This window comes from Methylomonas sp. LWB (assembly GCF_001856095.1).
GTDB classification, from domain to species: domain Bacteria; phylum Pseudomonadota; class Gammaproteobacteria; order Methylococcales; family Methylomonadaceae; genus Methylomonas; species Methylomonas koyamae_A.
In genome coordinates, this window is record NZ_MKMC01000078.1 from 112924 (window position 1) to 126869 (window position 13946).

The window sequence follows — 13946 nt, forward strand, 5'->3', positions numbered from 1 at the left end:
CGACATCAATTCTGATGATGTACTGTATCAAATATTAGTTCATAGGGGATAAACAACACGTACCGTACTTACTGCCGCGATTTGTGCAGCCCCCAAGATCACTAGCACCTTTTCATCGTTCCCACGCTCCGCGTGGGAACGCAGCCCCGGACGCTCCAGCGTCCATCACCAAACATCAATCTCCATCAACCCCGCCAAGCCTTGATAGTTGGCGGCACTGGAATAACGCCAATGCTGCGGTAAGTTGACATAACCGCGCTTGACCGGGTTAGCGTGGATGTAGTCCAGCTTCTGCCGCATCATCGCTTCGTTCAAAATCATTTCGGCATGTACGCCCTCTTGCCAGAACTGGTATTCGCGATCCCGTTTATGTGCGACTTTGGCAAAATGCAGGCGTTGCAGCAGGCGCTCGGCTTGTTGTTGCTGGAGGTGGTCGATGATCCGGCGGGCGGTATAAGCTTTAAAGCTGGCAACGCATTTGTCGAGTTCCGGGGCTTGGGCGATAAAGTGCAGATGGTTTTCCAAAATCACGTAGCCGTAGAGTTTTAAACCTGTTTGTTGGCGTTGGTATTGCCAACTGTCGAGGACGATTTGCACGGTTTCCGGGCGGGTAAACACGGCCAGCCATTCCACGACGGTGCAAGTCATGAAATGGGGTTTGTCGGCTTCGGTGATGAGATAACGGCTTCTTCCCACGCTTTACCTTGATTCATAAAGACGTCCGAGCGTCCGGGGCTGCATTCCCACGCGGAGCGTGGGAACGATGATAATTCAGCCGTTGGCGACAACGGCTCACCGGAACGCGCCAACCATCCCACCGTTGGCGACAACCGTCGAAAATCACACGCGATGGACCAAAAAGTTGGCGTCGGCGGGCCGATTTTCGGCACCCATCAAACGAGACATTTTTTCAATTGATGGGGAGACGAAGAAATCAGCGTGGGCACAAAAAACCGTGCCCACCCTACAGGGCTGGAGGTGACCGCCGATCCGGCGAGCTGTTTAGGCATTTGCGCCGGCAACGCGTTGGTCGAGTTCCAAGGCCCGGACGAGAAGTTCGCTGATCGGCTTAGCGTAACCTCATCCACCAAACCTCGGCCTGTATCGGCGTCGGCTGGCCGTCCGTCACTCGCGCACCCGAAAAACCAAGCGCGCAAACCGGCCCGATCGCGCGGCTAAACCACGTCCTCCGGCAAAAACCCGCCGGCTTGCATCGTCCACAAGCGGTGGTAAAAGCCTTGCCGGTCCAGCAACTCCTGATGGCTGCCGTCTTCGACGATGCGGCCCTGATCGAATACCAGAATGCGGTCCAGATGGGCGATCGTGGAAAGACGGTGGGCAATCGCGATGACGGTCTTTTGGCCCATCACCCGCTCCAGGTTTTCCTGGATGGTTTTTTCGGTGACCGAGTCCAGGCTGGAGGTGGCTTCGTCCAAGATCAGGATCGGCGCGTCCTTAAGCATGACGCGGGCGATGGCGATACGTTGACGCTGGCCGCCGGAGAGTTTGACGCCGCGCTCGCCGACCAGCGATTCGTAGCCTTCCGGCATCGCGTCGATGAAGCCGTCGGCGTGGGCCAGGCGGGCGGCGGCGGCGATGGCTGCGCTGTCGGCGCCCGGCTGGCCGTAGCCGATATTCTCGCGCAGGCTGCGGTGGAACAGGCTGGGGTCTTGCGGGATCAAGCTGACCTGGCTGTGCAAGGATGCCTGAGTCACCGCGCCTATGTCCTGGCCGTCGATCAGGATTTGCCCGGATTGCGGCTCGAAGTTGCGCAAAATCAGGTTGACGAACGTCGATTTACCGGAGCCGGAGAAGCCGACCAGCCCAACCCGCTGACCGGGTTCTATCGTGACGTTAAGCCGATCGAACACGCGGCGCTCGGGCTCGTATCCGAAACAAACCTCGCGAAACTCGATGCGCCCCTGGCCGACTTGCAAGGCTTGCGCGGTCGGCGCATCGACGATTTCGTGGCTTTGCACGATGGTCTCGACGCCGTTGGCGACGTTGCCGACGTATTCGAAAAACTCCAGAAAGCGCCGGCTCAGGTTGCGGGCGTCGTTGATGATCAGCAAGGCCAAACCGGTCGCCATCGCGAAGTCGCCGACGCCGATCGCGCCGTCCCGCCACAACTGCAAGGCATAGGCGATCGTGCCGATCTTCAGGATCGCGGCGGCGGTGAATTGAAACCAGCGCACCCGCTCCATGTACCAGAAGGTGCGGCGGGCGGTTTTCAATTCGGTATCCAGATAGCCGTCCAGGTATTCGCGCTCGGCGCCGAGGCGGGCGAACAACTTGGCGTTGAGGATATTGGTCACGGCATCGACGATCTTGCCGTTAACCAGGCTGCGGGTGGCCGCGTAGTTTTGCGCGTAAGGCTGGCAACGGGTCGCCAGCCAATAGGAAATCAGCACGTACACGCCGACCCAGCCGGCGACATAGCCGCCCAAGCCTTGATGGGCGTTGAGCAACAGGCCGATCGATACCGCGAAGGTCACGCCGATAGGCCAGAAATCGCAGATGACGGACCAAGTGGTGTGATTGACGCTGATCGCGGTTTCGCTGATCCGGTGCGCCAGGCCGCCGGCGAAGTGGTTGGCGAAGTAGCGCGGCGCGTGGCATTGCAGATAAGCAAACAGCATCCGGGTGGTGTTTTGGCGCAAACGCGGACCGATCAGAATCAGCACCGCGCCGCTGGCCCGGCTGGAGACGATTTCGCCGACATTCAGCGCCGCCAGCAGAATCAAGGGTTCGCGGAACACCGCCCACCAATCGCCGCCTGGCGGCGCGGCGGCCACCGCATCCATCAAGGCCTTCACCGCGTAAGGCACCAGGATACCGCCGGCGGCCTGACCGGTTTCCAGGATCAACATCAGCAACAGTAACCAACGGTAGGGCCGCAGACAAAACAATACGAAACGAAACAAGCCGGTGGGCAGCGCGGGCGCGTCGGCGGAGCGGCGCAAATCCGCCGGCGAGTGGTTTTTGGGCATGGTGAATTCGAGGAAGGAAGCCGGGGCCATTATACCCAATCGGCACCCGGCCGCGGATCGGCGGCGCGCGGCGGGGCTTGAGCCGGACACGCCATCGATGCGGCCCGGAAGCGTTTTAAGCGATCGCTTCGGCCTGATGCGATGCAACGAGCAAGAACGACTGAAACATTGCCGGACCGGGTTAATAAATAGCCGTATCGAGTAGCGCCGGGATGATCCTAAAAGAGGGAGTCGTAAAAGCCCCCTCTCCTTGCGGGAGAGGGGTTGGGGTGAGGGGAAATATCAAGGTACGGCATTGATTTTATCCCCCTCACCCTGCCCTCTCCCGCGAGGAGAGGGTTCTGTTTCGACTTTTACGACACCCTCTAAAAAGGGCAGTTGGCGTGTATTGCGGGCCGTTCGTGCCGAGTCCTTCGGCTACGCTAAGGAGAGCCCTGCCGAAGCATGGGCGGCTCGCAATACACTCGCCAAACGGGTGAATGAAAAATCCCGCGCGCCCTTCGACAAACTCAGGACGAACGGTATTTTTCATCGCCAAACGGCTCTTTTTTGGGATGATCGGCAACCCCGGCCGCCGCTCCACCCGGCAGCCTAGTGCTGGTAATCGATCCGGCCGAGGTTGTACAAGGCCAGTTTGCCGGAGGTCAACGGCACCGCGATCCAGCAGCCGGTCGGCGTGCAGCGGAAGTCGAAGTCCCAGGGGCCATCGTCGGTTGCATTCTGCGGCAAACGCAAACGCAACAGTTCGCTTAGCGTGTCCAGATCCCAAACGCGGACCGTCATATCGCCACCCACCGTCGCCAGTTGCCGGCTATCCGGGCTGAAAATGGCTTTGTACACGGTCTGCTCGTGGCCGGGCAGACGTAGCGGCTCGGCTTGGCCGAGACTGGGGTAGACGCTGACGACATAGTCGCGGCCGACGCTGGCGATCTGCCGGCCGTCCGAGCTGACGCTGGCCCAGAGGATCATGTCGGCAGCGGTAACCAGAGTGCTGGCGGTGGGCGGGTTAGCGGTCAAATCCCAGCGTTTGAGTTGAAAATCGTCATTGCCAGCGCTGATTAAATAATTGCCGGTCGGATCGCAACTGACGGCGCTAACTTGCCCATCGTGCGCGGCAAACGGCGGCGGCGAGACACCTCCATCCAACGCAAACAGGCCGATGCGACCGTCATAGCTGGCGGTGGCGAGGCGCTGGCCGTCGGGGGAAAAGGCAATGCCGTAAACCATTTTGTGATGCCCTGACATGGTTTGACTGAAGCTTATTTCGCCAGTTTGTTTCACCTGCCATAGTTTTGCGGTGGTATCGCCAGCCGATGCCAGCGTTTTGCCGTTCGAGCTATACGCCAAACGATTAATATCGCCGCTGTGAGCGTCTTCGATTTTTGAGACGAGGCTAAGGTCGTTTAAGCGATAGGTTTCCAGATTTCCGTTGGCGTATCCCACACCAATCGTTTGCCCGTCTGGCGAAATCGCGGTTGATGCCAGTTCATTCCCCAAATCCACCAACCACTGCCCCGGCAAACCGGCAACCCACCGCTTGACCGTGCCGTCGTTGCTGGCGCTGTATAGCAATGACTGACCATTCTCCTCGTGTACCGCCAAGCCGACGACCGCAGCACTATGCCCTTGCAGGATACGGCGGGTAACGCCGCTGACCACATCCCACAGGCGGATGCCGTTGTCCCTGCTGGCCGAGGCTAGTAATTTATTCTCGATAAACTTCAGGCCGAAAATCATGTTTTTATGGCCTTTTAGTTCCTGAATCTGCCGCCCTGTTTCGAGATTCCAAACCACAATATGGGTGTCACCGCTACCGGCCAAAAGCTTGCCATCCTGGGAAAACGCCAACCCATTAAAGTCACCGTTTGTGCCTGAGAAAATCTTGGGATCGCTTTTTTCATGCCGCCAATCCCATAGCAGAATGCTGTTGTCGTAAGACGCGCTGGCCAAGCGCTCGCCGTCAGGGCTGAACGCCAAGCCTCTTGAGGCAATCAACGCACTATGGCCGGCAAACACCCGCAAAGGCTGAATTTCAGCGGTTTGGCTAGCTTTGGCCTCGGCCGCGCCGGCCATGATTGCGTCGATTTGCCACAGGCGTATGCTGCCGTCGGCGTGGCCGCTGGCCAGTACCTTGCCGTCCTGGTGCAAGGCCAATGCGTAGACCTTGCTACCGCTTGACCACTGCCGCAGTACTTCGGCCGACTGGCCGTGTTGCGGCAAGCGCCACAGCATGATCCGACCGTCTTCGCCGCCGGAAATCAGCCAGGGTTGATTGGGGTGGAAAACCAAATCGCGCACCGTGCCATTTTGACCTGCGTCCTTATCGTGCCCCTCCAACTTTTGCACCCACTGGCCGCTGGCCCGCTCGAACAAGGCCACGGTACCGCGCTCGCCGCTGGCCGCCAGCCAGACGCCATCCGGGCTGACCGCGACATTGCCGACCAATGGCGGCAGCAGCTTGCCGTCGGCATCGGTGTAGGTAAATTCGGCTTCGCCGCCCAGGATATCCAGATAACCCGCCAGCAGGTCGCGGGCATGGCGGCGCGGCGGCGGCATATCCGCATCGTACTGTTGAAGATCGGCCAATTTGGCCTTGGCACTCCGGAAATCCTCGACGCGTGCCAGCAGCGCGGCGTGGGTGATAGCTGAGTCGAACCACAAACGAATCACTTTTTGTTCGGCCTGTTGCGCCAACTCAGCATTCCGGCGCGCCTCTTCTCCTAACGCTTGTTCCCTGTCCGCCCGTTGCCGTTCTCGTTCCGCTTCGGCTTCCAGTCGGCGTTTCTCGGCTTCGCGCTGGCGGGTTTCGAATTCGCGGCTGGCGATGATGAACTCGCGCAGACACGCGAATTCGGCCGCCAGTTGCGCGCTTTGTTGGGCGCTATAGCGCGCCGCCCAATTAAGTGTCGGTTGCCAGCGGGCGCTAGCCGACTCGGCTTCGCTGGGTGCTGAGGCCGAGTCGGTGGGGTTCCACCATTCCAGCGCCCGCGCCAGATCGCCTTTGGTCAGCAAGCCGCTGTCGTCGGTCCATTCGGCCGCCCGCAGCGTCCAGCGCCGATAGTTTTGCCCGCGCTGGTATTCGTTTTCCACCCAGGCTTGCAAGCGATCCCACTGGCGAATCAAGGCCTCGTGGGCCAGGTCGATGACGCTGCGCTGGTTCAGTTCCACGCCGTGCTGCAGAAAGCTGACCTCCGGCGCGGCGAAGCAGGCGATGACCGGCAGCAAGTCGGCAGCGGCGACATCGGCGCAGCCGGCGATCGCCGCCAGGCTTTGCGGCCGGCGCACGTCCTGGCCGCCGGCCTCGCGGCGCTCGGTGATGGCGCGGAACAAGACTTCGGTGAGTGCTTGCCGTTCGGTCGGCAAGGCCTCGTACAAGTCGTTGGCGTGCTTGTTCAAGGCCTCGGCGACGCCGCCGACCGCTAGCAGACAGTCCGCGTCGATCAGCGGCCGATCCGGGTTTTTGCGTTCCGCCTCACGCCACATCCGGGCCAGGGCATGTTGCAACAGCGGCAATTGGTCGGCGTCGTTGCCGATGCTTTTGACCAATGCCTCGGCCAAATCCGCCCGCACCTCGCCGCCGAATACCCGCGCCGGTCCGACGATCGCCGCCAACATTTCCTCGTCGCTAAGGCGCGGGGTCAAATACTGGCCGCGATTGATCGCTTCCGGCAGCTTCAGAAAGCGCACGCAATGACCGAGAAAGTCGGTGCGCATCGTGATCGCGACGTAGACCCGCAAATCCGGGTCGGCACGGGCCGCCAACAGCAGATCGACAAACGCCGCCGATTCGTCGCCGGCTTCATCCAATGCGTCGGCGTAGGTGAACAGTTCCTCGAATTGATCGACCAGCACCAACAGATTGCAAGGCTGGGCGGCCGCCGGCCGGCGCGCCCCGGCCGAGGCCGACAAACTCCGCAAGCCGTCCAGGCCGCGGCGCAATTCCGCCGCCACCAGCGCCACGTCGGCGGTAACATCGTCGGCATCCTTGGGGATACGCTCGCCGCCGACCAGTTCCCGGCCCCAGGCGAGCCGACCCAATAGCGCTTGCGCCAGCGCCAGCAGCGGTTGACCGCCGGGCCGGCACACGGCCAGCCGCCAAGCGCTGCCGGTACCCAGCGCGCCGGAGGCCAGGCCGGGCAACAGCCCGGCGCGTACCAGGCTGGATTTGCCGCAGCCGGACGGACCGATCACCGCCAGGAAGCGCTCGCGTTGCAGGACTTCCAATAGCCTATCGGTGTGGCCTTCGCGGCCGAAAAAGATTTCGCTTTCGTGAGCTTCGAACGGCCGCAGGCCGGGATATGGCATGGCGATGTCGCGGATATCAAACATGTCCGATTCCTTGGCGCAGCGTTTCGACAAACCCTTTCAACTCGCTGTCCATTTCGCCGTTCCGACAATCCAGTATTTTCAAGCGGCGCCTGGGCAGCCCGGACTCTGGCTTATCCGGCGGCGGGCCGTCCAGTACCCCGCCCCAGATCGGCGCGCTACGGCAACTCATCACCTTACTGGCCAGCGAATACTGGGCCTGCGCCCAACTGGCCGGCGCCTGGCCGTAGACGATCAACACGCCGTGACTCTCGGCGAGCTGGGTTTCCAGGTGGTTGCGGTATTCGGCGGGCAACTGGTTTGCGGCCGGCTCGGCGGCCAGGACGGCTTCGACGTTCAGTTCGTCCAGCTTGTCAAGCAAGTCCCGCGCTTGGCGGCCCAACTCGCGGTCCGGCACGTCGGCATTGATGATGAGTCGTAGCGGGCCGGATGGCCAGGGTGGCAAAGCTTGCGGGCGAGAGACTGGGCTAGTTTTAGGTGGTTGAGGTGTAGGCTCGGTCGGCGACAGGTTTTGAATTTGCCGGGCCAGTACAGAGGCCAAATTGCTTAGTTCCAGCCAATATTTACGATCGTTTTTTGTGTCCGGCTCCGGCCAACCCAAGGTTATCGGCTCCGGTTGATTAATCGCTTTATCCCAAAATTGAACCACGGAAATCGACCGTATACCGTAGTGCCAGTCTTCACGCTCGGTTTCCAGTAATTCGACCAGAAATACCCGGTTACTGGCTTTGCCGCCACCGACTAAATTGATGAAAAGATCCATTTCCAATCGGCACCATGGCGAACTCAGATACGCCGGCGACATGAAGGCGACGATACAAGCGCTTTCCTGAATCCGCGCCCGCAAGGTTTCATCGACCGAACGCTGCGGCTCCAAACGGTGATCCATCCAGCAGCTAACCGCTTTGCCGCCAGGCTTCATTGGGATGGCTTTGGTCAAATGATCGACGAAATTGCTGACCCAGCCGAGAGCCTCCTTGTCGAAGGTCTGATTGTCGGCGTGGGCATAGCTAATGAAAACTTGCGCTTTATGGTTATTGTTATCGCACACCGGACCGCTCCGAAAAATCCTTTTGCCATGAATGAATATGTCACCGACCGTCTAGCCGCTGGATTATGCGCGAGGCCGGAACCAGCGTCAACGTAGCGGCCGGACGGTATTCGGCATGTATGGACATCGCGGCTGAAGCCGCTCCCATGCGGATTGAAAGCGGGCGCCGTGCGTATTGCTTGGCTTTGGTTAGGCGTTCGTTGCAATCCGGACCGGTGTCGGTCAGTACCGCAGCCGGTACCAGAACATGCCGACCGCTTCGTGGGCCAGCAAGAACACGTTCGACCACGCCGAAACCGACGGCAGCCAATCTGCCCAGGTCAACGGACCTTCGCGGCCGATGAAGGCGGTCGGCGCCGGTACAACCCTAAACCCGGCCTTGCGAAACTCCAGCTCGGCGCGCGGCATGTGGTAGGCCTGAGTCACCAGCACGATGCGGTCGATGCCGAGTTCGTGCAAAAGCGCGTAACTGAAGCGGGCATTTTCGGCGGTGTTGCGGCTGGCGGTTTCCCGCCAGGGTTGTGGGACGCCGTATTCGTTTTCCAGCATCTCCGCCATCAAGCCGGCTTCGCTGATCTCCGGCGCTTCCGGACTGCCGCCGCCGGAAGCCAACACCGGCAGATTCAAGGCCAGTGCCAATTTGGCGGCATAACGTGCCCGGATCAGGCTGCGCGGATGCAGGGTCACCCCGCCGGGGTATTCGGTTTCGCCGTACAGCAAGCCGCCGCCGATGACCACCAGGGCTTGCGGTTGAACTTGCGAGTAAGCATCCCGTGCCAACGGCGGAAAGCGTTCCCAAGCCAGCGCCAGGCGATTGACGACCGCCGGCAAGCTCAACAGCAATAGCAAGATCAGACAAATCAGCGCCACGCGTCCTCCGGATTTACGTTTGCCGGCCAGCGCCAGGATCGCCGCCAACAGCAAGCCCATCGGCGGCAGCAACAACGCTTTGGCGATATAAAGCGCGATGAACGACATCGGCGCCGGTGTCCGTTAACCCGCCATCGCCGACGGCGCGGTTAGCCGTGCAGCCGGGAAATCCCCACCGCTTCGCGCAAGCGTTCGATAAACGGCCGACTGATGGCTCTGGCTTTTTCAGCGCCGTCGCGCAATTGCTGTTCGATATGCTCGGGCGCTTGCAGCAAGGCTTCGTAGCGCTCGCGGGCCGGGGCGATCTCGTCGTTGATTTTTTCGAACAGCACTTGCTTCATTTCGCCCCAGCCTATGCCTTCGGCGTAGCGCTGGCGTATCGCCTCGACTTCGTGCGGGTTGGCGAAGGCCTGGTAGATGCCGAACAGCGTGCAGCCTTCGGTATCCTTGGGTTCGCCCGGCTCCAGCGAATTGGTCTTGATCTTGTTGATCAACTTGCGCAGTTTCTTTTCCGGCTCGAACAGCGGTATCGTGTTGTTGTAGCTTTTACTCATCTTGCGGCCATCCAGGCCCAGCAAGGTGGCGGCGTTGTCGTCCAATACCGCTTCCGGCAACGCGAAGTGCTCGCCGTAGATATGATTAAAGCGGCTGGCGATGTCGCGGGCCATTTCGATGTGCTGGATTTGATCCTTGCCGACCGGCACCTTGTTGGCGTTGAACATCAAGATGTCGGCCGCCATCAGGATCGGATAGCTGAACAAGCCCATCGTGATGCCCTTGTCCGGATCGTTGCCCTCGGTTTCTTCGTTTTCGGCAACGGCGGCTTTATAGGCATGCGCGCGGTTCATCAAGCCCTTGGCGGTCACGCAAGTCAGCATCCAGGTCAGTTCCAGAATTTCCGGCACGTCCGATTGGCGATAGAACACCGCGTTGGCGGTATCCAAGCCCAGCGCCAGCCAGGTGGCGGCGATTTCCAGGCTGGATTGCTTGACCCTGGCCGGCTCGTTGCATTTGATCAGCGCGTGATAATCGGCCAGAAAATAAAACGGCCGGACCTGCTCGTCCTTGCTGGCCTGGATGGCCGGCCGAATCGCCCCGGCGTAATTGCCCAGATGCGGCGTGCCGGTGGTGGTGATGCCGGTCAGAACGATGGATTTGCTCATGCGTATGCCTAAAGACTGTCGAGAAAAGTGGCGGGATTTTACACAAATCGCCCCGTCGCGTCAGGCGCAAAACGCGGGCTAAGCCGTTACGCGTCGGCTTGTCGGAGCCGTCACAAGCCGGACAAAAAGGCCGGGCGCGGCCGCGAACTCAGGGCTATTTGCCAAGCAGAATCGCCCGTTTTTATGTACACTCAATCCGGTTTATTTACTATCACTGCTGGAACCACGCGGAGGGCCCATGCTGACTCATGACGAAAAACGCGATTACATCCGGATGGATGTGGACTGTGACATCACTTACCGGGCGGCGGATTCCGACGAAATCAAGGTGGGCCGTTGCTTGACCTTGAGCGGAGCCGGCGTGTCGTTTATCGCGGAACGGTCCTTCGACATCGGCGCGGCGATGGAAGTCAGCATTATCCCGAAAACCTCGATCACCCCGCCGATGACGGCCTTCATCGAAGTGGTGCGTAGCGTTCGGCAAGCCGATGCCAGCTATGAAATCGCCGCCTCGATCAAAAGCATCAAGGGCAACTGACACCCTCGCCCCGACAGGGATGTAAACTCAAATCTATGTTCGTCATCACCAAAGAAGTTTATTTTTGCTACGGTCACCGGCTGATGAACCATCCGGGCAAGTGCCGCAACCTGCACGGCCACAGCGTCAAGGCCAGTATCTCGATCCGCGCCGCCCAGTTGAACGAACAAGCCATGGTCTGCGATTTTTCCGACGTCAAAGCCTGCGTGGAAACCTTTATCGACGACGTGCTGGACCACAATTTTCTGTTACACAAGGACGATCCGCTGATTCCGGCTCTGACGGCACACAACGAGCAATTTCTAGCGCTGGACGAGCATCCTACCGCCGAAGTGCTGAGTAAAATGATTTACCAATACGTCAAGCAACGCGGCTTCGACGTCGATCAGGTGGTACTGTGGGAAACCGCCAGCGCCTGCGCCTGTTACCGGGAAGACTGACATGAGCCTGGTGCACCCGGTCAATACCTCGTTGTGCCTGGAAAAGCTGTGCGAATCCAACTACCAGAAATTGTTCCGGCTAATCCCCAATCTGAGTGCCTTCGATAAGACCGCGGTCGGCATCACCGGCAACAAGCCGGCCCTGCATCTGGAAGTGCTGGAGCGCAATCCTTATACCTTGACGATAGAACTCAGCCACTGCTTCGGCACCCATTTGAGCGAGTTGATGGTACCGGCGGTCAAGATCCGCATTTACCTGGACGCCAAACTGGCCGAAGCAATCCGCGATCACGAACGGCCAGCCGTCGATCAGGTATTCCCCAATCCGGGCCGTTTACTGGAAATCCAGAATTACAAATGGCGCTTGAATTACTTCCTGGAAAAGTGGCTGGACCACTGCCTGAAAACCGAATACCGCTTCGATTCCAGACCTCACGCCGTCTGACGCTGCAAGGCGGCCCTCACGCAGCGCAGCACGCCGTAACCGTAAGCCCCGCCCAATTGTTCGTAAACCGGTTTTAGCGCATTGCGTTGCGCCTCCGGCAGAGCCAATATCACTTGCTCGATTTCGGCGATTTCGTTCGAGCCCAAACTCAATACTTCATTCAGCTCGACGAGCCCCGCTTCCAGTGCCTTGGCCATGTGGCTGTACACGGTTTCCGCCGTCAGACCGCGCTGGCCGGCTACCTGCTCGACGCTGTAGCCCAAGCGGAACAAGGCCAAACTTTCGCCAACGGTGTCGCCTGACGGACGGTCGTCGAACTCGGCCAACACGGCCAGAAAATCGTCGCCGTACAATGCCAATTTGCGCTGGCCGACGCCGGAGATGCGCGCGAATTGCTGGTGATCGCGCGGCCGGTTTTCGACCATCGCCATCAAGCTCGCGTCGTTGAAGATGAAATAGGGCGGCACGTCCTGGGCGTCGGCCAGTTCTCGGCGCTTGGCGCGCAAGGCTTCCCACAGCGCGCTGTCGGCCGCGCCGCCGGGCTGGCGTTTTTCGACCCGGTCGCGGCCAACCTTCGCGGTTTGTACATCCTTGCGCAGCATCAAGGTTTGTTCGCCGCGCAATACCGGCCGGCACGCTTCGGTCAGTTTCAGGCTGCCGTGGCCCTCGAAGTCGATTTCGACCAGCGACTTGGCGACCAACTGGCGAAACACCGAGCGCCAGGTTTTTTCGTCCAGCGCCTTACCGATGCCGAAGGTCGATTGCCGGTCGTGGCCGTTGTTGCGAATTCGCTCGTCGCTCTTACCCAACAATACGTCGATCAAATATGTCGCGCCGAAGCGTTGGCCGGTGCGGTAAATGCAGGACAAAGCCTGCTGGGCGGCCACGCTGCCATCCCAGGTCGCCACCGGCTCCAGGCAAGTATCACAGTTTCCGCAACCCTGCTCCAGTTCGTCGCCAAAATAGCCAAGCAGCGCCTGACGCCGGCAGCTGACCATCTCGCATAAAGCCAACATCGCATCCAGTTTGTGGTACTCGACCCGCTTATGCGCCTCGTCGGCATTCGACGACGCCAGCATTTGCCGCAACGTCAACACGTCTTGCAAGCCGTAAGCCATCCAGGCGTTGGCCGGCAGGCCGTCGCGGCCGGCCCGACCGGTTTCCTGATAGTAGGCTTCGACGCTTTTAGGCAAGTCCAGATGAGCGACAAAGCGCACGTTGGGTTTGTCTATGCCCATGCCGAAAGCGATGGTCGCGACGATAATCAGGCCATCCTCCATCAAAAACTGATGCTGGTTTTTCTGGCGCTGAGCATGATCCATGCCGGCGTGGTAAGGCAAGGCCCGCAAACCTTTTTGATTCAGCCAATCGGCGGTTTCCTCGACTTTTTTGCGCGACAAACAATAAACGATGCCGGTATCGCCGGGATGTTCGGTGCGGATGAAGTTCAGCAGTTGCTGACGGGCGTTGTCTTTTTGAACGATGCGGTAGCGAATATTGGGCCGGTCGAAGCCGCTGACGAAGACCCGCGCCTGCTCCAGACCCAAACGGACGATGATTTCCTGGCGGGTGCGCTCGTCGGCGGTAGCGGTTAGCGCGATGCGCGGTACTTGCTGAAATTGTTGGTGCAACACCGACAGCAGCAGGTAATCGGCGCGAAAATCGTGGCCCCATTGCGAGACGCAATGCGCTTCGTCGATCGCGAACAACGCAATCCGGCAACGGCCGAACAAGGCCTGGGTTCGGGCATTCGCCAGCCGCTCCGGGGCGATGTAGAGCAAATCCAGTTCGCCGTTCAGCAAAGCCTGCTCGGTGGCGCGAACCTGTTCCAAATCCAGCGTCGAATTCAAATACGCCGCGCGCACGCCGAGCTGGTGCAAGGCGCTGACCTGATCCTGCATCAACGCGATCAGCGGCGAAATGACGATGCCGACGCCGTCCCTGACCAAGGCCGGCACCTGGTAACACAGCGACTTGCCGCCGCCGGTCGGCATCAGCACCAACGCGTCTTGCCCGGCGACGACACTATCGATGATGGCCTGCTGCGGGCCGCGAAAACTGGCATAGCCGAACACGTTGCGCAGGACGTCCAGGGCGGGATTGGCGGTCATGAATCGATATCA

10 protein-coding genes are annotated in these 13946 nt (G+C 60.0%); 3 read left to right on the forward strand and 7 right to left on the reverse strand.

Going from position 1 to position 13946, the window contains the following annotated elements:
* Window positions 1-165: 165 nt before the first annotated feature.
* From BJL95_RS21320 to BJL95_RS21350, 6 genes are all read right to left on the reverse strand, one after another.
* Window positions 166-696, reverse strand: a complete 531-nt coding sequence (locus tag BJL95_RS21320; RefSeq protein WP_071160653.1) for a transposase — start codon at window positions 694-696, stop codon at window positions 166-168.
* 479 nt (window positions 697-1175) lie between these two features.
* Window positions 1176-2990, reverse strand: a complete 1815-nt coding sequence (locus BJL95_RS21325; protein WP_071160711.1) for an ABC transporter ATP-binding protein — start codon at window positions 2988-2990, stop codon at window positions 1176-1178.
* 591 nt (window positions 2991-3581) lie between these two features.
* Window positions 3582-7319 carry a hypothetical protein gene (locus BJL95_RS21335; protein WP_071160655.1) on the reverse strand — a complete coding sequence of 1246 codons (3738 nt, stop codon included), beginning with the start codon at window positions 7317-7319 and terminating at the stop codon, window positions 3582-3584.
* On the reverse strand, window positions 7312-8367 hold the full coding sequence (locus BJL95_RS21340) for a toll/interleukin-1 receptor domain-containing protein (protein ID WP_071160656.1): 1056 nt from the start codon (window positions 8365-8367) through the stop codon (window positions 7312-7314). Before BJL95_RS21340 ends, BJL95_RS21335 begins: the two co-directional genes overlap by 8 nt.
* 222 nt (window positions 8368-8589) lie before the next feature.
* Window positions 8590-9345, reverse strand: coding sequence for a YdcF family protein (locus BJL95_RS21345; RefSeq protein WP_071160657.1), 756 nt, complete (start codon window positions 9343-9345; stop codon window positions 8590-8592).
* A 41-nt stretch (window positions 9346-9386) separates the two neighbouring features.
* Window positions 9387-10400 (reverse strand): tryptophan--tRNA ligase, encoded by a 1014-nt coding sequence (locus BJL95_RS21350; RefSeq protein WP_071160658.1) that lies wholly within the window; start codon window positions 10398-10400, stop codon window positions 9387-9389.
* 238 nt (window positions 10401-10638) lie between these two features.
* Here BJL95_RS21350 and BJL95_RS21355 point away from each other — a divergent pair, with 238 nt between their 5' ends.
* From BJL95_RS21355 to BJL95_RS21365, 3 genes are read left to right on the forward strand one after another with little or no spacing between them, the layout of a single operon-like run.
* Window positions 10639-10938, forward strand: coding sequence for a PilZ domain-containing protein (locus BJL95_RS21355; protein WP_064024826.1), 300 nt, complete (start codon window positions 10639-10641; stop codon window positions 10936-10938).
* A 35-nt stretch (window positions 10939-10973) separates the two neighbouring features.
* Window positions 10974-11378, forward strand: a complete 405-nt coding sequence (locus BJL95_RS21360) for a 6-carboxytetrahydropterin synthase (RefSeq protein WP_071160659.1) — start codon at window positions 10974-10976, stop codon at window positions 11376-11378.
* A gap of 1 nt (window position 11379) precedes the next feature.
* Complete coding sequence (locus BJL95_RS21365) at window positions 11380-11823, forward strand: DUF1249 domain-containing protein (protein WP_071160660.1); 444 nt, start codon at window positions 11380-11382, stop codon at window positions 11821-11823.
* Here the strand turns inward: BJL95_RS21365 and recQ are convergent.
* On the reverse strand, window positions 11811-13934 hold the full coding sequence (recQ, locus tag BJL95_RS21370; protein WP_071160661.1) for a DNA helicase RecQ: 2124 nt from the start codon (window positions 13932-13934) through the stop codon (window positions 11811-11813). The two genes, BJL95_RS21365 and recQ, sit on opposite strands and share 13 nt — an antisense overlap.
* Window positions 13935-13946 lie beyond the last annotated feature (12 nt).